General features: G+C 69.8%; 20 protein-coding genes. 11 read left to right on the top strand and 9 right to left on the bottom strand.

The features are described 5' to 3' along the window. Positions 1–12: 12 nt before the first annotated feature. The 4 genes from fghA to ACO2Q1_RS14260 are packed head-to-tail and all read right to left on the bottom strand — an operon-like array spanning position 13 to position 2,950. Positions 13–927, bottom strand: coding sequence for an S-formylglutathione hydrolase (gene fghA, locus ACO2Q1_RS14275; RefSeq protein WP_423330151.1), 915 nt, complete (start codon positions 925–927; stop codon positions 13–15). A 32-nt stretch (positions 928–959) separates the two neighbouring features. After that, a complete protein-coding gene (locus tag ACO2Q1_RS14270) occupies positions 960–1,343 on the bottom strand; it encodes a VOC family protein (protein WP_423330150.1) in 384 nt (127 codons plus the stop codon). 33 nt (positions 1,344–1,376) lie between these two features. Continuing rightward, positions 1,377–1,829: a DUF433 domain-containing protein gene (locus ACO2Q1_RS14265; RefSeq protein ID WP_423330149.1), complete on the bottom strand. Its 453-nt coding sequence runs from the start codon at positions 1,827–1,829 to the stop codon at positions 1,377–1,379. 14 nt (positions 1,830–1,843) lie between these two features. Next, positions 1,844–2,950 (bottom strand): S-(hydroxymethyl)glutathione dehydrogenase/class III alcohol dehydrogenase, encoded by a 1,107-nt coding sequence (locus tag ACO2Q1_RS14260; RefSeq protein ID WP_423330148.1) that lies wholly within the window; start codon positions 2,948–2,950, stop codon positions 1,844–1,846. Positions 2,951–3,009: 59 nt separating this feature from the next. Here ACO2Q1_RS14260 and ACO2Q1_RS14255 point away from each other — a divergent pair, with 59 nt between their 5' ends. The 3 genes from ACO2Q1_RS14255 to ACO2Q1_RS14245 all read left to right on the top strand — a co-directional run bounded on the left by ACO2Q1_RS14255 (position 3,010) and on the right by ACO2Q1_RS14245 (position 4,899). After that, the gene (locus ACO2Q1_RS14255; protein ID WP_423330147.1) at positions 3,010–3,405 is read left to right on the top strand and encodes a hypothetical protein; all 396 of its coding nucleotides are present in this window, start codon (positions 3,010–3,012) and stop codon (positions 3,403–3,405) included. A 32-nt stretch (positions 3,406–3,437) separates the two neighbouring features. Continuing rightward, positions 3,438–4,148, top strand: a complete 711-nt coding sequence (locus ACO2Q1_RS14250; protein ID WP_423330146.1) for an NAD-dependent deacylase — start codon at positions 3,438–3,440, stop codon at positions 4,146–4,148. Between the two features lie 79 nt (positions 4,149–4,227). Continuing rightward, on the top strand, positions 4,228–4,899 hold the full coding sequence (locus ACO2Q1_RS14245) for a DUF6498-containing protein (RefSeq protein ID WP_423330145.1): 672 nt from the start codon (positions 4,228–4,230) through the stop codon (positions 4,897–4,899). 7 nt (positions 4,900–4,906) lie between these two features. Here the strand turns inward: ACO2Q1_RS14245 and ACO2Q1_RS14240 are convergent, their stop codons facing one another. Next, entirely contained in the window at positions 4,907–7,405 is a 2,499-nt protein-coding gene (locus ACO2Q1_RS14240; RefSeq protein WP_423330144.1) for a DUF305 domain-containing protein, read from the bottom strand. Positions 7,406–7,575: 170 nt separating this feature from the next. On the opposite strand from ACO2Q1_RS14240, the gene ACO2Q1_RS14235 reads away from it, so the two are divergent. From ACO2Q1_RS14235 to ACO2Q1_RS14205, 7 genes are all read left to right on the top strand, one after another. Next, the gene (locus ACO2Q1_RS14235) at positions 7,576–8,679 is read left to right on the top strand and encodes a DUF2125 domain-containing protein (RefSeq protein ID WP_423330143.1); all 1,104 of its coding nucleotides are present in this window, start codon (positions 7,576–7,578) and stop codon (positions 8,677–8,679) included. Beyond that, on the top strand, positions 8,679–9,371 hold the full coding sequence (locus ACO2Q1_RS14230; RefSeq protein WP_423330142.1) for a hypothetical protein: 693 nt from the start codon (positions 8,679–8,681) through the stop codon (positions 9,369–9,371). Before ACO2Q1_RS14235 ends, ACO2Q1_RS14230 begins: the two co-directional genes overlap by 1 nt. Before the next feature lie 10 nt (positions 9,372–9,381). Then, positions 9,382–10,470, top strand: a complete 1,089-nt coding sequence (gene hisC, locus ACO2Q1_RS14225) for a histidinol-phosphate transaminase (RefSeq protein ID WP_423330141.1) — start codon at positions 9,382–9,384, stop codon at positions 10,468–10,470. A gap of 168 nt (positions 10,471–10,638) precedes the next feature. Beyond that, complete coding sequence (locus ACO2Q1_RS14220; protein WP_423330140.1) at positions 10,639–11,808, top strand: aminotransferase; 1,170 nt, start codon at positions 10,639–10,641, stop codon at positions 11,806–11,808. Positions 11,809–11,875: 67 nt separating this feature from the next. Continuing rightward, the gene (locus ACO2Q1_RS14215; protein WP_423330139.1) at positions 11,876–12,439 is read left to right on the top strand and encodes a tryptophan-rich sensory protein; all 564 of its coding nucleotides are present in this window, start codon (positions 11,876–11,878) and stop codon (positions 12,437–12,439) included. A gap of 110 nt (positions 12,440–12,549) precedes the next feature. Continuing rightward, positions 12,550–13,119 carry an elongation factor P gene (gene efp / locus ACO2Q1_RS14210; RefSeq protein WP_423330138.1) on the top strand — a complete coding sequence of 190 codons (570 nt, stop codon included), beginning with the start codon at positions 12,550–12,552 and terminating at the stop codon, positions 13,117–13,119. 174 nt (positions 13,120–13,293) lie between these two features. Further along, positions 13,294–14,100, top strand: coding sequence for an inositol monophosphatase family protein (locus ACO2Q1_RS14205; protein ID WP_423330137.1), 807 nt, complete (start codon positions 13,294–13,296; stop codon positions 14,098–14,100). 6 nt (positions 14,101–14,106) lie between these two features. On the opposite strand, the gene ACO2Q1_RS14200 is transcribed toward ACO2Q1_RS14205, so the two are convergent. The 3 genes from ACO2Q1_RS14200 to ACO2Q1_RS14190 form a co-directional block, all read right to left on the bottom strand. Then, positions 14,107–14,841, bottom strand: a complete 735-nt coding sequence (locus ACO2Q1_RS14200) for an NYN domain-containing protein (protein ID WP_423330136.1) — start codon at positions 14,839–14,841, stop codon at positions 14,107–14,109. Further along, a complete protein-coding gene (locus ACO2Q1_RS14195; protein WP_423330135.1) occupies positions 14,841–15,656 on the bottom strand; it encodes an SseB family protein in 816 nt (271 codons plus the stop codon). Before ACO2Q1_RS14195 ends, ACO2Q1_RS14200 begins: the two co-directional genes overlap by 1 nt. A 100-nt stretch (positions 15,657–15,756) precedes the next feature. Further along, positions 15,757–16,332: an OmpA family protein gene (locus ACO2Q1_RS14190; RefSeq protein WP_423330134.1), complete on the bottom strand. Its 576-nt coding sequence runs from the start codon at positions 16,330–16,332 to the stop codon at positions 15,757–15,759. A gap of 324 nt (positions 16,333–16,656) precedes the next feature. Here ACO2Q1_RS14190 and ACO2Q1_RS14185 point away from each other — a divergent pair, with 324 nt between their 5' ends. Then, positions 16,657–17,493 carry a hypothetical protein gene (locus ACO2Q1_RS14185; protein WP_423330133.1) on the top strand — a complete coding sequence of 279 codons (837 nt, stop codon included), beginning with the start codon at positions 16,657–16,659 and terminating at the stop codon, positions 17,491–17,493. On the opposite strand, the gene ACO2Q1_RS14180 is transcribed toward ACO2Q1_RS14185, so the two are convergent. Next, positions 17,482–18,159 (bottom strand): hypothetical protein, encoded by a 678-nt coding sequence (locus ACO2Q1_RS14180; protein WP_423330132.1) that lies wholly within the window; start codon positions 18,157–18,159, stop codon positions 17,482–17,484. The two genes, ACO2Q1_RS14185 and ACO2Q1_RS14180, sit on opposite strands and share 12 nt — an antisense overlap. Positions 18,160–18,577 lie beyond the last annotated feature (418 nt).

Raw genomic sequence — 18,577 nt, 5'->3', positions numbered from 1 at the left:
CTGCCTCCAGCCTCAATGACCAGAGTGAATCAGCCCCCGCCGCCCGTGGCAATTGCCGACTTTTTCAACGGTATCAGCCTCCAGCCGCTCGGCGTGGAACGCCAGATGGTCGGCGATGAAACTGGCCATGAAGAAATAGCTGTGGTCATAGCCTGGCTGCATCCGCAGGGTGATTTTCTGCCCCGCCGCCCCGGCCGCCGCCGTCAGCAGTTCGGGCTTCAGCTGACCGACCAGAAAGCTGTCGGCCTCGCCCTGATCGATCAGGATGTCGTCGAACCGGCCCTTCGCCGCTCCGCCTTCGATCAGCAGGGCCGCGTCGTGCCTGGCCCATTCCGTACGATCCTCGCCGAGGTAGGCGGTGAACGCCTTCTCGCCCCACGGGCAGCGGGTCGGCGACGAAATCGGCGCGAAGGCCGACACCGACCGGAACAGGTCCGGATGCCGCAACGCCAGGGTCAGGGCCCCGTGCCCGCCCATCGAATGGCCGCTGATCGACCGCGCGCCGGTCGTCGGAAACGCCTCGTCGATCAGCCCGATCAGCTCCTGCGTGACATAGGTCTCCATGCGGAAATGCAACGCCCACGGCGCCTCCGTGGCGTCCACATAGAACCCCGCCCCCTGCCCCAGATCATAGGCCGCATCGTCGGCCACCGCCCGGCCCTTCAGATCCGGGCCGCGCGGCGAGGTGTCCGGCGCGACCACGATCAGCCCCAGCCGCGCCGCCGCCTCATAGGCCCCGGCCTTGGTGGTGAAATTGTCCTCGGTGCAGGTCAGGCCCGACAGCCAGATCACCACCGGAAACGGCCCCTCCCCCGCCGGCTGAAACACCGACAGGGTCATCGGCGTGCCGGTCACCACGCTGTCGTGCTTCAGATAGCGCAGCACGCCGCCGTGGACGGTATGCGATTTCGTGGTTTGCAGGGTCATGCCGCCCGATTAGCACCGGGCGGCGCGCCCGGTCACCCCACCCGGTGCAGGGCGCAGATCTTGTTGCCGGACGGATCACGCAGATAGGCGAGGTTCAGCACGCCGAACGGACCGGCGCGCTCGCCCGGCGGGTCCTCGATGGACGTGCCGCCGGCCGCCACGCCCGCGTCATGGAACGCCTTCACCGCCGCCGCATCCCGGGCGAAGAACCCGATGGTGCCGCCGTTGGCGGGGCAGGCGGGCTGGCCGTCGATCGGCTTGCCGACCGCGAAGGCGCCGCGATCCGTCCGCCACCAGTAGCGGCCCTTGGGGTCCGGTCCCTGCGAGGCCGGAATGCCCAGGACGGGCAGCACGGCGTCATAGAATTTCCGCGACGCCTCGACGTCGTTGGCCCCCACGGTCAGGTGCGTGAACATGTGTTTCCTCCCTCTTTGCGTCCTGTGTCGGACCTATCTGGCATCATTCAATGTAGCGAGGTCCACCGATAGCCCCGACTGGGCGTCGGTCCATTTCAGATTTTCCAGAGCATCTTCTCGGAAGTAGCGCAGCGCATCTTCGAGCGTCGCTTCCCAATAGTCCTCGCTGGAAAAAACAGCGCCGTCCTCATCGACACTTTCGATCAGCACGCTCCAATCTCCAGCTTCCCCATAGATGGCGAAGCGTTGACGAGAAGGCTCGAACCTCTCGGCGATGAAATGATGCTGAGGATCTTTCGGCGCAGCCCACGTCACCGCGGCTCCAAGTTCGGCCTCGCTGAGTTCGGGGAACCGCTCACGAATATGGGCTGCGTATATGCCCGGCTGGCGCCAATAGGCCTGCACCTCGGCAATCGTCAGATCGGTGCCTTCGATATGAGGCGCACCGCCAAACTTCTCCGGAATGCTGACGACTGCTCGGGCCATGCGTCGGTCGTTGGCTAGAACACCACCACCGAGCGGATGCTCTTGCCTTCGTGCATCAGGTCGAAGGCCTCGTTGATGCGTTCCAGCGGCAGGGTGTGGGTGATCATCGGATCGATCTCAATCTTCCCGTCCATGTACCAATCGACGATCTTGGGTGTATCCGTCCGGCCACGCGCGCCGCCGAAGGCCGAGCCGCGCCAGACGCGGCCGGTGACCAGCTGGAACGGGCGGGTGGCGATCTCCTTGCCAGCCTCGGCCACGCCGATGACGATGCTCTCACCCCAGCCGCGATGGCAGGCCTCCAGCGCCTGACGCATCACCACCGTATTGCCGGTGCAGTCGAAGGTGTAGTCGGCGCCGCCGCTGGTCAGCTCCACAAGATGCGCGACCACGTCGCTGACGTCCTTCGGATTGACGAAATGGGTCATGCCGAAACGGCGGCCCCACTCCTCCTTGTCCGGGTTGATATCCACGCCGACGATCATGTCGGCGCCGACCAGCTTCAGACCCTGGATGACGTTCAGCCCGATCCCGCCCAGGCCGAAGACCACGGCGTTGGCGCCCGGCTCGACCTTGGCGGTGTTGACCACCGCCCCTACGCCCGTCGTGACGCCGCAGCCGACGTAGCAGGCCTTGTCGAACGGCGCGTCCCTGCGGATCTTCGCCACCGCGATCTCGGGCAGGACGGTGTAGTTCGAGAAGGTCGAACAGCCCATATAGTGGGCGATGGCCTGACCCTTGTAGCTGAACCGGCTCGTCCCGTCGGGCATCAGCCCCTTGCCCTGGGTCGCCCGGATCGAGGTGCAGAGATTGGTCTTGCGGCTCAGGCACGACTTACACTGGCGGCATTCCGGCGTGTACAGCGGGATGACATGGTCGCCGACCGCGACCGAGGTCACGCCCGGCCCGACCTCGACCACCACGCCCGCGCCTTCATGGCCCAGGATCGAGGGGAAGATGCCCTCCGAGTCCAGACCGTCCAGCGTATAGGCGTCGGTGTGGCACACGCCCGTCGCCTTGATCTCGATCAGCACCTCTCCGGCGCGCGGCCCCTCCAGATCGACCTCGACGATCTCCAGCGGACGTTTGGCCTCAAAGGCGACGGCGGCGCGGGTTTTCATGGGGAGGATCCTTTCGCTGAGTCGAAACGGGTTCTAGCGGGCCGGGGTAGCCTTTGCCATTGCATGAACGCGCCGGATCGCTGACGGTCGATGGCATGGGCCGCCGTTGGACGAACCGAACCTATCTGAAGGTCCGAAAGTGGGTCGACGACGATCTGACGGAGGTGCGCGGCAGGGCGATTTCCTTGTTCGCCCCCGTGTACGCCGGAATTGGAGCCCTAGTCGCCGCTGGACTTTTGGGGCCGGTCGGAATCGGGGTCTTCTGGCTGCTGGCTCTGCCGGCGCTCATCGCTTGCGAGGTGTTCGTGCTGTGGCGAGCAGTGCGACTGTCACGCGCTTTCACGATCCTTGGAGACCGCGACTACGACAGACGTGGCAAGTATCTGTTGCCGCCTGAATACGCTAATACCGAAAGCCCGCTGGCCGCAAAGCGGCGTAAGCTCAGATCACGCTAGAAACCGTCACGCTGGCGCGCGATGACAGGGGCATGACCCATCGCAACCTCGTCGTCCTGACCGGCGCCGGCGTCTCGGCCGAAAGCGGCGTGCCGACCTTTCGCGCCTCGGACGGGCTGTGGTGCGGCCATCGCGTCGAGGAGGTGGCGACGCCCGAGGGCTATGCCGCCGATCCCGCCCTGGTCCAGGACTTCTACAACCAGCGCCGCCGTCAGCTGGCCGAGGTCCATCCGAACGCCGCCCACCTGGCCCTGGCCGAGCTGGCCGCGCGATGGGAGGGCGACTTCCTGCTGGTGACCCAGAACGTCGACGACCTGCATGACCGGGCGCATGAGCGGGTCCTGCCCGCGCCCGGCTTCGAGCTGATCCACATGCACGGCGAACTGCTGAAGGGGCGCTGCACCCGATCGGGCGTCGTCAGTCGCTGGACCGGCGACATGGCGGCCCACGAACCCTCGCCCGACCATCCCGACGGCCGCATCCGCCCCCACATCGTCTGGTTCGGCGAGATGTCCCTGCGCATGGACCGGATCGACCGGGCGCTGTCGGCCTGCGACCTGTTCGTCTCCATCGGCACCTCGGGCAACGTCTATCCGGCGGCGGGCTTCGTCCAGCAGGCCCGCCACGCCGGCGCCCGCACCGTCGAGATCAATCTCGAACCGACCCTGGGGCGTTCGATGTTCGACGAAGGCGTCTACGGCCCGGCGACGCGGACCGTGCCCGAATTCTTCGCCGGCCTCTGAGATCGTCCCCGAGCGACCGTCACGTCTCGTCAGACCTGACGGCCTTTTCCCGTCGCCCCGGACCGTCCACCCTGTCGGCATGGAAGACAGCACGATCCGACAGATCGCCGCCGGACTGGTGCGGCGCCTGGGCTGGCGCCGCCTCGCCCTGCTGGTCCTGCTGAACCTCATCCCGGTGGGCGGCGTGGCCTTCCTGGGCTGGGATGCGGGCTACATCCTGCTGCTCTATTGGGCCGAGAACCTGATCATGGGCGGCATCGCCCTGGTCCGCATCCTGACCGCGCGCGGCGATGGACCGGGGCCGAAGACCCAGGGCGCCGGAGGTCGGCTGGGCCTGGGCTGCTTCTTCGTCGTCCACTACGGCATCTTCTGCCTCGGCCATGGGGCCTTCGCCGCCTCCATGGCCTCACGACTGGCGCCGGGCGCGGCGGGGGACGTCGGTCTGTGGGCCCGCACCTTCGGCGATCGCGGTTTCCAGCTGGCCCTGCTGGCCACCGCGATCCTGCAGATCATCATCCTGGTGCGCGACTGGTGGATCGCCGGCCGCTGGAAGGACAGCTCGCCCGGGCTGGAGATGTTCAGGCCCTACGGCCGCATCGCCGTCCTGCACGTCACCATCATCCTCGGCGCCTGGGGCCTGGCCATCGTCAACGCCCCCACCGGGGCGGTGCTGATCCTGTGCCTGATGAAGCTGATCCTGGAGCTGACCCTCCTGGCCTTCTCCTCGACCGGCGACGACCGGGCCGCCTGACGCGCCTTCAGCCGATGCGGTCGGCCACGCCGGTCAGGGTCTCGCGCAGACCCTTGATCCGCTTGCCCGTCTGGCCCGTGGCCGAGCCGTCCAGACCCCGCGCCGCCGACCGCAGCTCGCCCGCCAGCGCCGCATCGCGCCCACCCGCCTCGACCAGGGGGTTCGCCCGATCCAGCAGACCCTTCAGCGCCGCATCGGTTTCGGCCGGCAGGACGCTGTCACGCGCAAGCTGATCCATATAGGCGCGGGCCACGACCGGATGGGCGGGCCAGGTGACGGGGAACTGCTGCTGCGGGTTCACCGTCTCGCCCTGCTGCGCCATGCGCGCCGCCGCGATCTCGTTCTCGCTCAGATGCTCGCTCGGCGTCAGGGTGAAGACGTCCAGACCGCGCGCGATCTCGGTGCCGTAGATCCGGCCGTTGTACCAGTAGACCGACCAGTAGCCGGCCATTGTCGCCGTCTCGCCGTTCACCGCCCCGCGATCGAAATAGGCGATCTCCTTCGGCTGGGCCGAGTCGGTGAAATCGCTGATCGACAGTCCGCCCTGATACCAGGCCTGGACGAACAGATCGCGCCCCGGCACCGGCACCAGCGAGCCGTTGTGGGCGACGCAGTTCTCCTTGTCCGTCTGGGCGGCCGGCAGCTTGTAGTAGCTGCGGAAGGTCAGCTTGCCGTCGACGATGTCATAGATGGCGTTGGCGCCCCAGGTCATGGGGTCCTGAACGCGGCAGCGCGGCCGCGCCCCGCCGCCCCACTCATCGGTGAAGACAACCTTGTCGCCGTCGTTGTTGAAGGTGGCCGAGTGCCAGTAGGCGAAGCCCTCGTCGACCACCGCGTCGATCCGTTTGGGCTTCATCGGGTCGGAGATGTCGAACACGATGCCGTTGCCCGAACAGGCGCCGCCCGCGATGTTCCCGGACGGGAACAGGGTGATGTCGTGGCAGTGGTCGGTGCGGTTGGTGGTCTGGGTGCCCTCGCCGTGATCGCCCCCGCGCCACAGACCGGCCACCTGACCGGCGTCGTCGGCGAAGACGGCCGGGCTGTCGATGATCCGCGCCTTTGACGGATCGGCCAGCGGAATCTCGATCACATCGACTCGGAACATGGCCGTGCGGTCGTCGCCGGGCTGACCGACCACGCACCCCGCCAGTTCCTTCTCGTCGCGCACCCCGGCCGTGCCGGAGTTGTAGACGACCAGTCGGCGTTCATCGGCCTGGACCACCGAATGGGTGTGCGACCCCCGGCAGGTCTGGACCTGGCCGACCTGACGCGGACGGGTCACGTCCGAGATGTTGAAGATGCGCAGGCCCCGGAACCGGTCGGCGCTCGGATCCGGTCCGACGCCCTCCCGCCCGCAATCGACGCGGCCGTTGGTCGATTCCACCGACATCAGCAGCAGGTCGCCGACGATCGAGACGTCGCCCTGCCCGCCCGGACAGACGATGGCGCTGACCAGTTTCGGCTCGGCCGCCTCGCCCAGGCGATAGAACTGGACGCCGTGATAGTTGCCGACCGCCAGCAGGTCGCCCGAGAAGGCCATGTCGGTGTTGGCGAAGCTGAGGAAGGGCGCGCGACGGCTGGTCTGGTCGGCCGTGCCGCGACGGGCGTCGCCGTCCTGGCCCTCCGGCGGGGGCGCACGCATGGGCAGGCCCTCGGGATTGGACGGATCGAAGAAGCCGGTCGGCTTCGGCAGGCTGGCGGCCAGCTCCATGTTCAGGATCGCCTGTCCCGCATCGCGGAATCCGGCGGTCAGGTTCGGGCGCGGATCGGTCGACCGTTCGCGCAACAGGGCCGCCATCCGATTGATCTCGGCCTGCTGCTCGTTGGTGATGTCGTTGGCGAAGCGGAACAGGGCCGGGTCATAGGCCGAGCCGGGCCGGGCCAGCAGGTCCGCCACCATCTTCACCGCCCCCTCATGGTGGGCGATCATCCGGCGCAGGAACAAATCGTCGAACGTCGAGCCCTCGCTGGCCTTCATCTCGGCCATCTGTTCGGGCGTCGCCATACCCGCCATGCCCGCATGGGTCGAATGATCCACGGCGGCCGCTGGGGCGCCGTGCCCCTCATGCCCCATATGATGACCGGCGTGAGGATCAGCTGCGGTCGCAGCGGGAGCGGGCGTCGGCGCCGGAGCGGGCGCCTCTTCGCCCCGCTCGCTCAGCCAGCCCTGCATGAACTTGATCTCGTCTTCCTGCGAGGCGTCGATCCGCCCGCCCAGATCGACGATGGCCTTGGTGTTGGTCCGGTCGGCGATCAGGGCCGCCATCTCCACCGCCTGGCCGTGGTGATGGATCATGTCCTGCATGAACTTCACATCGTCGGCCGAATAGCGGTTGTCGGCCACCCGGGCGGCGTCGCGCCCCTCCAGGGCCCGGCTGTCCTGACCCGGCGCGCCCGGCTGGATCAACGGAACGTCCTGGGCCTGGGCGTCCTGGGCCTGAACCGCGCCCGACAGCAGCGCTGCAGCGGCCGAACAGCCCAGCAGCAAGGAAACACGACGCGACATCAGCGACCCCCAAATCGTTACGGGGCGAATTGCTACAGTATACGGTTGGACCCTGCCTAGCCCGTCTCGGCGGGAAATCGCGATTTCGCCGGCCGCGACGCCGTCGCCGGGGGCGTGTCGGCTGCGCGTCCCGGCTCGCGACATCCCGCCCTAGCTGCTAAGGGCCCGCCATGACCGACTCCCGCCCCGCCCCCCGCCGCCGTCGAGGTCGCGCCGGCCTGTTCGCCCCCTTCATTCTTATCCTGATCGCCTTCGCGGCCTGGTCCGGCTGGTGGGTCTGGCTGTCCCGCCAGGTGGACGCCCAGGTCGAGACGCGCGTCGCCGCCCTGCAACAGGCCGGCTGGACGGTCGAACGCGAACGCACCGGTGTCACCGGCTGGCCGTTCCGACTGAAGCTCGACACCGGCGCCATGCGGATCGCTGCGCCGTCGGGCCACGCCGTCGCCGCCCCCGCCTTCGCCGCCCAGGCCAGCGCCCTGAACCCCGGCAAATGGGTGATGGTCGCCTCCGACGGCCTGACCCTGACCCGCGCGGCCAAGGGGGATGTCGACATCACAGCCCGGGCCATCCGCATGAGCGTCCACGGCCTGACCCAGCGGTTCCCCAATGTGGCGCTGGAACTTGCCGAGCCGGTCTTCGCCGCCCGCACGGGCGCCGAACCCTTCCCCCTGGCCAGCGCCGGCAAGGTCGAACTGTATCTGCGTCCTCACCTCGCTCCGGCCGGATCGCCCGGCGCCGAGGATTCCGTCGACGTCCTGTTCCGCCTGCTGGACGGCGTCGGCCGCCCCGGCGGGCCGATCGAGGGCCTCGCCCAGAACGGCCGTCTGACGATCCAGGCCGAAACCGTGATCGCCCGCGCCGATCGCATTCGCGGCGCCGACGCGGCGGGCGTGCTGTCGGCCTGGAGCCGCGACGGCGGTCGGTTCAGCGCCCTTAAGGGAGAGATGACGGCGGGCCGGAGCCGCGCCCGGCTGGTCAGCGAGGGCCTGTCCGCCGATCGCGACGGCCGCCTGACCGGCGTGATCGACCTGGACGCGGTCAACCCCTATCCCGCCCTCGCCGGCCTGGTCCAGGCCAGTCAGGGTCAGGCGGGCGGCGGCGGCGTCAATCCGCTCGGGGCCGCCGCGGCGGCGGCGGCGGCGGCCGGTCCCGCAGGTCCGGCCGGCGCGCCCGCCGACGACGGTCAGTCCGAGGTCAAGCTGACCCTGACCTTCCGCGACGGTCGCGCCTGGCTCGGCCCCTTCCCTCTGGCCCCCGCGCCCAAGCTGTTCTGATGCTTGAAGAGCCGAGCCTCGACCCGACGCGCCAGACCCTGGACGGCCGCCTGATCGACGCCCTCTCGGCGGCCCTCGCCCATCGCGCCGCCGCCGGTCCGACCTCGCCCGACGCCGAGGCGCTGATGCTGCGGGGCCTGATCGCCCAGGCGGGCGACCCCGGCCGCAAGGCGCTGCTCCTGGCGCTGTTCGGCCGCCTGTCGGCACAGGGCGGAGCCGCCGTCATCGCCGCCGGTCCCGCGGCCCAGACCCTGGCGGCGGACCGGTTCGGGCCGATGCAGGCGGTGGACAGCCCGGAGGCCGCCCTGGACGCCGTCACCCCCGACACCTCCGCCCTGATCGATCTCGGCGGCGGCCGTCCGTGGTGGGGCCGCCTTCTGGCCCGTCCGGACCTGCGGGTCGTCGGCGCCCTGCCCGACGCCCCAGAAACCGCGCCCCGCGCCCTGCTGGTCGGCGCCGCCCGGCCCGGTCCCACCGGCGACGACCGCACCTTCTGGGTCACCGACGCGACCCTGCCGGACGCCCGGATCGTCGAGACCCTGGCCGCCCTCGGCCTGTCCGCGCGTCCCCTCGCCGCTTCGGGCGGCTTGAAGCTGTTCGTCCTGGCGGGCTATGTGCAGGGCGAGGACGGGCGGCTGGATCAGGCGCCCGGCTCCCTGAAGGGCGTCATCGGGGCCGCCCCCGTTTTCTGAGTTTTCGAGCATGACCGACCTGCCCACGCCCAAGCCCGGCATCCTCGACATCGCCCCCTATGTCGGCGGCAAATCGGCCATCGCCGGCGTGGCCGAGCCGATGAAGCTGTCCTCCAACGAGAACATGCTGGGCGCCGGGGAGAAGGCCCGCGCGGCCTATGAGGCGGCGATCCGGAACATCCACATCTATCCCGACGGCCGGGCCAACAAGCTCCGCGCCGCCGTGGCCGAGACCCATGGGCTGGAGCCCGAACGCCTGATCTTCGGCAACGGCTCGGACGAGGTCTTCGCCCTGCTGAACCAGACCTACCTGACCGCCGGCGACAACATCGTCACGGGCCAGTACGGCTTCCTCGCCTATCGCATCTCGGCCAAGGCCTGCGAGGCCGAGGTCAAGCTGGCGCCCGAACCCGGCTACAAGGCCGAGGTCGACGCCCTGCTGGCCCAGGTCGATGAGCGGACGAAGCTCGTCTACGTCTCCAACCCGTCCAACCCGACCGGCAGCTGGAACTCGGGCGAGGAGATTCGCCGCCTCCACGCCGCCCTGCCCGCCCACGTCCTGCTCGTGGTGGACGAAGCCTATGCCGAATATGTCGCCGAGCCCGACTGGGAGACCAGCTTCGGCCTGGCCCGCGAGGCCGACAACATCGTCGTCACCCGCACCTTCTCCAAGATCCACGGTCTGGGCGGCCTGCGCATCGGCTTCGGCTATGCGCCGCTCAAGGTGGCCGAGGCGGTCGACCGCATCCGCCTGCCGTTCAACGTCTCCGTCCCCGGGATCGAGGCGGCGACCGCCGCCCTGTCCGACACGGCGCACCAGACGGCCTCGCGCGACCTCATCACCACCTGGAAGCCGCGCCTGACCCAGGCCATCCGCGGCTTCGGTTTCGAAGTCCTGCCCTCCGCCGGCAACTTCGTCCTGGTGATCTTCAAGGGACCGGAAGAGGCGACCGCCGCCAGCGATTATCTGAACCTCAAGGGGATCATCGTCCGCCCGGTCGGCGGCTACGGCCTACCGCAGGCCCTGCGCATCACCATCGGCACCGAAGACCAGAACCGCGCCGTCATCGACGCCCTCAGCGAATTCGCCGCCCGCTGAACCGCCTTTCCCACCGTGCGCCCCGGCGAAGGCCGGGGCCCGGATCACAGACCGCAACGGCCGGGGTGTCGCACCGTAGGATTTGAGCCCGCCCATCTGGACCCCGGCCTGCGCCGGGGTGCACGGTGCGGACGCTGACACCCCACACCCCACACCCCATACCCGCCCATGAACCGCGACCGCCTCAATCCGATCTACGCCCAGATGGGCGTCACCGTGTTCGAGGCCATGTCGGGCGCGGCGCGCGATCTGGGCGCGATCAACCTCGGCCAGGGCTTCCCCGACGCCCCCGGCCCGCGCGCCCTGCTGGAAGCCGCCGCCCGCGCCGTTCTGGACGGGCCCAACCAGTATCCGCCCTCGCGCGGCCTGCCCGTCCTGCGGGACGCCGTCGCCCGCCACTACGGCCGTCATCAGGGGCTGGACCTGACCGAGACCGGGGTGCTGGTCACCTCCGGCGCCACCGAGGCCATCGCCGCCGCCGTCCTGACCGTCGTGCGGCCCGGCGACGGGGTCGTGGTGATCGAACCCGCCTATGACGCCTATGGACCCCTGGTCCGGCGCGCGGGCGGCGAGGTCCAGACCGTCCGCCTCGCCCCGCCCGACTGGCGTCTCACCGAGGCCGTCATCCAGGCCGCCGTCACCCCGACCACCCGCGCCCTGATCCTCAACACCCCGCACAACCCCACAGGCCGGGTCTTCGACGATCAGGAAATGGCCGCCGTCGCCGCCGTCTGCCGCCGCCACGACCTGATCGCCATTTCCGACGAGGTCTGGGAGCATATCGTCTTCGACGGTCGCCCCTTCGCCTCCCTGCTGTCCCAGCCCGGCATGGCCGAGCGCACGATCAAGGTCGGATCGGCGGGCAAGATGTTCGGCCTGACCGGCTGGAAGATCGGCTTCGCCTGCGGAACGCCCGACCTGATCGAGGTGGTGGCGCGGGCTCATCAGTTCCTCACCTTCACCACCCCGCCCAATCTTCAGTCGGCCGTGGCCGAGGGGTTGGACTGGCCGGACGACTGGTTCGCCGACATGCGCGCCGGCCTGCAACGCTCCCGCGACCGCCTGACCTCCGGACTCGAAAGGGCCGGCTTCGTCGTCACCCCGTCCGAGGGCACCTACTTCCTCTGTCTCGACCTTCCCGCCGCCGGCCTGGGTCAGGACGACGAAGCCCTGGCCTGGACCCTGGTGCGCGAGCACGGCGTCGCCTCCATCCCCGTGTCCGTCTTCCAGTCCGGGCCGTCGACCGGCGTCCTGCGCCTGTGTTTCGCCAAGTCGGACGAGGTTCTGGATCAGGCGATCGGCCGCCTGGCCCGGGCGCGCGACACCCTGAAGGCCTGAACCACGCCGTCGGGGGAACCCGGCGCCGGGCTCGGCCATTCCGTCACCGGACGGAGGAAGCTGGGCCATGAGCATCGACGACACCCTGGACGAGACCCTGGACGACGTGCGCGAGGCGGCGACCGAGTTCCTCAACAGCGACGGCCGCTCCCTCGGTCATGTCCTGATCGGAGCGGCGGTCACGGCCGGCTTCGCCCTGTTCGCCACGGCCCTGGCCACCGGCGCGATCAAACCGCGCCGCACGCCCCGTCATCTGCGCGAGCAGGAAGGCCCTGTCACCGAACGCCCGACCGGCGCCCTCAGCCTGGTCCTGCCCGCCGTCTTCTCCGCCACAACCCTGTCGGCCCTGCGGGTGTGGAACGCGCCCAGCCAGCCGGGCCGCAACCGCACCCTGGGCCTCTGGGCCCTGGCCCAGGGGGTCAACGCCCTGTGGCTGGCCGCCCGCCCCGCCAGCCTGCGCGGCCAGATGGTCGCCGCCATGTCCAGCGCCGGCCTCGCGGCCGCCTTCGCCAACCAGGCCCGCCGCCTGGACGAGGGCGCCGGCAAGATCGCGGCCCCGACAGGGGCCGGCGTCCGGCTGGCCAATCTGGTCGAGCGCAAGATCGACGAGCAGCGCACGACCGTGCACTGAGGCTCCGGCGCCCCGCCTTGCCCTTCTTCGCCGCTTCCTCTAGGGATCGCGCCCGATTTCGCGCGGCCGAGGGCTGCGCCCGAACCCCAAGATCCTTACCCGAGATCCCTATGGCGAAAATCAACGGCAACACCATCAAGCCGGGCATGGTGCTTCAGCACAACGGCGGCCTGTGGGTCGTCACCAAGGCCAGCCACGTCAAGCCCGGCAAGGGCGGCGCCTTCGCCAACGTCGAGGCCAAGAACCTCGAGACCGGCAACAAGCTGAACGAACGCTTCCGTTCGGAAGACAAGGTCGAGCGCGTCACCCTCGAGCAGAAGGACTTCTCCTATCTGTTCGACAACGGCGATTCCCTCGTCTTCATGGACGACACGACCTACGAGCAGATCGAACTGCAGAAGGACTGGGTCGGCGAGGAGCGCATCCCCTATCTGCAGGAGGGGATGAAGGTGGTCATCGAGATGCACGAAGAGCGTCCGATCGGCCTGGAGCTGCCGGAACAGGTCACCCTGACCGTCGCCGAGACCGAGCCCACCGTGAAGGGCCAGACCGCCTCGTCGTCCTACAAGCCCGCCGTCGCCGACAACGGCGTCCGCATCATGATCCCGCCCTATATGTCGGCCGGCGAGCGCATCGTCGTCGACACCACCACCGGCGAATACGTCCGCCGCGCGGACTGATCTTGAAGTAAGCGAGAGGTGCTGGTGAGCAAGGGGTGAGCGCAAGTCCGCCGGCCCTCGCTCACCCCTTGCTCACCAGCACTTTTCACTGTCGCCCCTCGGCGCCGAACTTGAGCTTCTCCGTCTGTCCGGGCCATTCCGCCTTTGAAGGACTTTCGGACCAGGAGATTTCCCATGGCCCTCGCCTCCGCCCTGCTGCAAGTGATGATGGACGCGGTCCGCAAGACCGCCCGTCCCATGTCCCGCGACTTCGGCGAGGTCGCCCAGCTCCAGGTCTCGCGCAAGGGCCCCGGCGACTTCGTCTCCGCCGCCGACAAGAAGGCCGAGCAGTCGCTGCGTGAACTGCTGACCAAGGCCCGCCCAGGCTACGGCTTCCTCGGCGAGGAAGGCGGCATGGTCGAGGGCACGGACAAGTCCCACACCTGGATCGTCGATCCGATCGACGGCACGACCAACTTCATCCACGGCCTGCCCCTGTTCGCCATCACCGTGGCCCTGGAGCGCCGCCATCCGGACGGCCGCACCGAGATCGTCGCCGCCGTCACCTACAATCCGATCCTCAACGAGATGTTCTGGGCCGAGAAGGGCAAGGGCTGCTACCTCAACGACACCCGCATCCGGGTGTCGGGCCGCCGCGACCTGGCTGACGGCCTGATCGCCACCGGCCTGCCCTTCATCGGCAAGACCGGCCACGCCCAGGCCATCAAGGACCTGCACGCCGTGGGCCAGCGCGTCGCCGGCATCCGCCGCCTCGGCGCCGCCTCGCTCGACCTGGCCTATGTCGCGGCCGGCCGCTTCGACGCCTACTACGAGCGCAACCTCCAGCCGTGGGACGTGGCCGCGGGCCTGCTGCTGGTCTCCGAAGCCGGCGGAACCGTCACCGCGATCGAGGACGACGGCGACCCCGCCACCGGCAGGACCATCCTCGCCTCCGCCCCCGACCTGCACGGCGCCCTGCGGAAGGTCCTGCAATCGACCTGAGGCGGCCTAGCGCTTCGTCCGGATCCGCATCGCCCCGCCGGGGCCGACCTCGACGTCGAACGCGCCGGTGGCCCGGATCAGGTCCGACAGCTTGGCGTGACCATAGGACCGCTGGTCGAAGTCGGGATAGGCGTTCCTCAGCCGGTTGCCGATGCCGCCGATCCCCACCCAGCCGTCGCCGTCCTCGTCCATGTCGGCGATGGCCGTGCGGATCAGGGGGGCGGCTTCGGCGGCCTTGCGACGCTCGGGCGCGGCCTCGGCCGGGGCGACGTCCCGCGCGTCCGCCTCGCGCCCGGCGGTCAGGTTCTCGGTATAGATGAAACGGGTGCAGGCCTGGCGGAAGCTCTCCGGCGTCTTGCGTTCGCCGAAGCCGTAGACGTCCACGCCCTCTTCCCGGATGCGCGAGGCCAGCCGGGTGAAGTCGCTGTCGGACGACACCAGGCAGAAGCCGTCGAACCGCCCCGAATGCAGCAGGTCCATGGCGTCGATCACCAGGGCGATATCGCCCGAGTTCTTGCCCTTGGTGTTCTGGAAATTCTGCTGCCACTGGATGGCCCAGCGCGCCAGCACGTCCGTCCACGCCCGCAGCGCCGGGCTGGCGGCGTCGCCATAGATGCGTCGGGCGCTGGCCTCGCCCAGAGTGGCGATCTCGGTGAACAGCACCTCGGCGATCCGGGCCGAGGCGTTCTCCGCGTCGATCAGCACGGCCAGCCGCATCGGCGCGTCGGGCGACCGGGGCATCAGACGAACCTGACGCCCACGCCGTCCGCCCCGCCCGACGGCGCCACGGAGACGTCCAGGCTCTCCTCGCCGAACGCCAGGCCGGTCACGGCCCGCTGCACCATGGCGCGGATCTCGTCGGACGGCCGGCTGGTGCGGAAGTCCAGGAACCAGCCCTCCTGCCCGCTTGCGCTCCAGCGCGCCCGCGCCAGCCAGGCGGCCGTCACCCCCGTGCCGCCCACCGTCCCGAACGCCTGGGTCAGCCGCCCCAGCAGGGCCTCCGGCAGCCGGTCCGGCGCGCTCAGCTTGACCTCGCCGCTGGACGGTCCGATCGGGCGCGACGCCGAACCGGCCTTCTGCTCCGCCGCATGGGCCTCTCCGGCCGCGATCAGATTGGCGACGTCCTCGACCTGGAACAACAGCACGCGCGGCGCGCCGGGGTTCAGCATCACCGGCCGGTCGCGCCACAGTTTCAGCAGCGCCAGGGCGTTCATGCCGATGATCGGCCGCTCCTCGCCCCACACCGCCGTCAGTCGCCGGGGATCGGTGAAGGCCGCCGCCGCCGTGCGCCCGTCGTCAAGGTTCACGCCGCGCAGCTCCAGCTGCTCGTTCGGCCGCAGGGTCCGCATCCCGACCTCCCCGGCCTTCAACCCCTTCGCCGTCGCCCCGTCGGGAGAGATGTAGAGGTCGACGCGCGGCAACAGCGCCTCGAACGCCGCCCAGTGCTGCGGATCCGCCAGGGCCGCCTCGATCACCTGCTCCAGGCCGGTGAGGGGCGCGTCCATGGGCTGTTGCGCGGGGGCGGTCAGAAAGCCGTTGGCGGTCGTGTCGGTCATGCCCGATCCTTCGCGGACGACGCGCCCGTGGTCAAACCGAAACTGGACACGAAGACGGCCGCCCCGGTCAGGGCGGCCGCCTGTCGGTCCTGTCCGGCGATCAGCTCAGGACGACGATGGCCACGCGGCGGTTCTGCGACCGGCCCTCGCGGGTGTCGTTCGGCGCGACGGGCGCTTCGGAGCCGTAGGAGATCGTCGACATCCGGTTCAGGGCGATGCCGTCGCGGCTCAGGAACCGGCGCACGGCCTCGGCGCGCTGCTCGCCCAGCTCCTCGTTATAGGCGGCCGGGCCCGTGGCGTCGGTGTGGCCCTGGATTTCCAGATAGACGTTGCGGTTCTCGGCCTTCAGCCGCTGCGCCAGCTCCGCCAGCCGCGACTGGGCCTCGGGCGACAGCTCATGGGCGTTCACCGGGAACTTCACCGAATCGTCCGACAGCACCACCTGATACAGAAACTTGCCTTCGGCCAGCTTGTGCGCGGCCGTGGCGCGCTGCAGCGCTTCTCCGGCCGTGCCGTCGACCTGGGCGAGGCGCTGGTCGGTGGCGTCCACGCGGGCGTCGACGACGGCGACGTTCTCCCGCACAAACTTGTGGCTGGCGCAGCCCGAGGCCACGAAGCCCAGGGCGATGACGGCGCCGCCTGCTAGGGCGGTCCTGATTTTCGATCGGTTCAGCATGTGGTCTCCATATCGCCGGGGAGGCGCAACTCCCAATAATCGCGCGCCAGGCCTAGGTGTTGCAGTGGTAACGGCAGCGTGATGACACGTTCTTGTCCACATTCGTTCAGCTTGACCATAAGACGGACTTAATCCAGCGACCCTCGATCGCCATCATGATGACTTCAGATCATGGAAAATCTGCGATATGTATGGGATTTTCTTACCAATACTGTGGGTCGGCGAGCCCACTAACACCGCTACGGCGAACCCCGTTCCTTGATGGTGAGGCGCGCGAATAATTTTTCGTCGCCGACGGCGAAGGCCCGTGGCCGGGGTCGGTTCGTGTGGGCGGCGGCCCTCAGCCTGGCCGCGCACCTGGCGCTGGCGCCGCTGCTGATGTGGCGGACCTCGCCCTCGCCGGAGCCTGCGCCCCAGTCTTTCGTCTCCGTCGACCTGACCCCGCCGCCCCTGATCCCGCCGCGCCCTCGCCCGGCCGCTGAACCGGCGGGCGGCGGCGGCGGAGAGCCCGCCGCGGAACCCGAGCCAGAGCCCGTCGCGGGACCGAACCCCTTGCCCGAGGAGCCGCCCCCCGCCCCGCCGACGCCGCGCCCCGCCGCCCCGCGCCCGCCGCAGGCCAGACCGGCCGCCCCCGTCGTCCTGGCGGTCGCCCCCGCTCCGCCCGCCCCGACCCCGCCGGCCCCCTTCCCCAGCGTCGGCGCCGGCGAGCTCAGCGGCGCGGCCAGAGCGGGGTTCGGTTCCGGTTCGGGCGGCGGAAGCGGCTCCGGCGCGGGCGGCGGCGCGGGCTCCGGCTTCGGCTCGGGTTCGGGCGCCGGCGCCGGCGGCGCCTGCGACATGCCCGCCCGGCTGCAGCGCGCCCTGCGCGACGCCCCCGGCGTCCGCTCGGCCCTGGACAAGGCGGGCCGCGACCTGGCGCCCGGCCGCACGCCCCTGGTCTGGAACGGCGCCTGGATCCGCAGTCCCGGCGAAGAGGGCGAGGGCCTGGCCGCCGTCCGTCAGGCCATCGCCGTCGAGGTCGCCTTCAGCCCCGCCGAATGCCGCCGCCAGTCCATGCGCGGCCTGGTCCTCCTGACCCTGTCCGACAGCCCCGCCGCCCCCCGCCTGGCCCTCGGCGCCTCCGCCTGGCGCTGGTCCGACCTGACCGGGGTGTCAAACCGCTGAGCGTCCCGTCTTCGACGCCGGGTCCGGCGCCCTCAGCCGCGCCAGCCGGCCCTCCAGCATCATCCAGAACGCCTCGGCCATGACCCGCCGGGGCTCGGCCGCCGTCGAGCCCGTCATCCGCCGCCAGAACTCGACCTTGGCCGGATGGGGCGAGGTCGTCTCCTCCTCCTCTCCGTCAAAGCTCAGCTCCAGCGCCGCCGTCCGGTCCGTCGCCGCCCGGGCGAAGTCGGCCCAGTCCACCCGGTCGCGGTCCTGTTCCGGAATCCGCCCCAGCGACGCCGCCAGCGCCCCCAGCGCTCGCGCCTCCTCCAGCCGCCCCTGATCCAGCGCCCGCGCCAGTCCGCGCAACACCCGCCGCCCCAGCGTCCGCGCATCCGTCGCCGCCTCCGCCCCGGTCTCCGGCGGCGTCAGCGGCGGCGGGGGCTCGGCGCGCTTCGCCTCCCGCGCCTCCATGGCGCGCGCATGGGCACGGGCGCGGTCGTCGCCGTTGGTCTTCTTGCCCCACCCGTCCCTGCAGGCGTGGTAGTAGACGGAGCCCGGGGCGACCTTCCATTTGACCGCCAGAGACCGCGCCGTCGCCCCGTTCCGGTACGCCTCCACGATCTCGTCCCAGCTCTCCTTGCTGAGGCGATAGTTGGCGGGCTGAACCGGCTCTCGAAAGGTCATGGCCCATTATCGCCGACCGGCTGACCCCGTCCGGCAAACGATATTTTCCGGCCGACCCGAATGCAGGCGGGGCCTGGCCCAGCTCCTCGCGCCCCTTTCGCAGCTGGATCTAATTGGCGCGCTTCTCTCCATGACACATGACGAGGCAAAGGCGGGGCCTTTCGTCCCGGCTCTGCATCTGCCTAACCTACCTGAGGTGAGAATCGGCGCTCTATGAGCCGATCTAAGGTAGGCGAAACGGGTCGAGTGCGAGACATGTTCGGTCGCGGTTCTTGAGCGCTTTGTCCGAAATGACGTGACCCCCGTTTCTCATCCAGCCATAACAAGAGTCCGTCGTTGATCTGAGCTGGGGTTGTTGGGGTTGGCAAGAGGCCGGTCTGCGCAGCCATCAACCAGCGCAGCAGGCCGGCCGATCTGT

The sequence above is a fragment of the Brevundimonas sp. VNH65 genome, from assembly GCF_049445955.1.
Taxonomy (GTDB): domain Bacteria; phylum Pseudomonadota; class Alphaproteobacteria; order Caulobacterales; family Caulobacteraceae; genus Brevundimonas.
The sequence above is the reverse complement of the archived record's forward strand: the minus strand, read 5'-3'. Positions and strand labels throughout refer to the sequence as shown.

What these genes read in the sequence shown, in the direction of transcription:
- fghA (WP_423330151.1), bottom strand. Translation starts at nt 927, where the DNA reads ATGACCCTGCAAACCACGAAATCGCATACCGTCCACGGCGGCGTGCTG.
- ACO2Q1_RS14270 (WP_423330150.1), bottom strand. Translation starts at nt 1,343, where the DNA reads ATGTTCACGCACCTGACCGTGGGGGCCAACGACGTCGAGGCGTCGCGG.
- ACO2Q1_RS14265 (WP_423330149.1), bottom strand. Translation starts at nt 1,829, where the DNA reads ATGGCCCGAGCAGTCGTCAGCATTCCGGAGAAGTTTGGCGGTGCGCCT.
- ACO2Q1_RS14260 (WP_423330148.1), bottom strand. Translation starts at nt 2,950, where the DNA reads ATGAAAACCCGCGCCGCCGTCGCCTTTGAGGCCAAACGTCCGCTGGAG.
- ACO2Q1_RS14250 (WP_423330146.1), top strand. Translation starts at nt 3,438, where the DNA reads ATGACCCATCGCAACCTCGTCGTCCTGACCGGCGCCGGCGTCTCGGCC.
- ACO2Q1_RS14245 (WP_423330145.1), top strand. Translation starts at nt 4,228, where the DNA reads ATGGAAGACAGCACGATCCGACAGATCGCCGCCGGACTGGTGCGGCGC.
- ACO2Q1_RS14240 (WP_423330144.1), bottom strand. Translation starts at nt 7,405, where the DNA reads ATGTCGCGTCGTGTTTCCTTGCTGCTGGGCTGTTCGGCCGCTGCAGCG.
- ACO2Q1_RS14235 (WP_423330143.1), top strand. Translation starts at nt 7,576, where the DNA reads ATGACCGACTCCCGCCCCGCCCCCCGCCGCCGTCGAGGTCGCGCCGGC.
- ACO2Q1_RS14230 (WP_423330142.1), top strand. Translation starts at nt 8,679, where the DNA reads ATGCTTGAAGAGCCGAGCCTCGACCCGACGCGCCAGACCCTGGACGGC.
- hisC (WP_423330141.1), top strand. Translation starts at nt 9,382, where the DNA reads ATGACCGACCTGCCCACGCCCAAGCCCGGCATCCTCGACATCGCCCCC.
- ACO2Q1_RS14220 (WP_423330140.1), top strand. Translation starts at nt 10,639, where the DNA reads ATGAACCGCGACCGCCTCAATCCGATCTACGCCCAGATGGGCGTCACC.
- ACO2Q1_RS14215 (WP_423330139.1), top strand. Translation starts at nt 11,876, where the DNA reads ATGAGCATCGACGACACCCTGGACGAGACCCTGGACGACGTGCGCGAG.
- efp (WP_423330138.1), top strand. Translation starts at nt 12,550, where the DNA reads ATGGCGAAAATCAACGGCAACACCATCAAGCCGGGCATGGTGCTTCAG.
- ACO2Q1_RS14205 (WP_423330137.1), top strand. Translation starts at nt 13,294, where the DNA reads ATGGCCCTCGCCTCCGCCCTGCTGCAAGTGATGATGGACGCGGTCCGC.
- ACO2Q1_RS14200 (WP_423330136.1), bottom strand. Translation starts at nt 14,841, where the DNA reads ATGCCCCGGTCGCCCGACGCGCCGATGCGGCTGGCCGTGCTGATCGAC.
- ACO2Q1_RS14195 (WP_423330135.1), bottom strand. Translation starts at nt 15,656, where the DNA reads ATGACCGACACGACCGCCAACGGCTTTCTGACCGCCCCCGCGCAACAG.
- ACO2Q1_RS14190 (WP_423330134.1), bottom strand. Translation starts at nt 16,332, where the DNA reads ATGCTGAACCGATCGAAAATCAGGACCGCCCTAGCAGGCGGCGCCGTC.
- ACO2Q1_RS14180 (WP_423330132.1), bottom strand. Translation starts at nt 18,159, where the DNA reads ATGACCTTTCGAGAGCCGGTTCAGCCCGCCAACTATCGCCTCAGCAAG.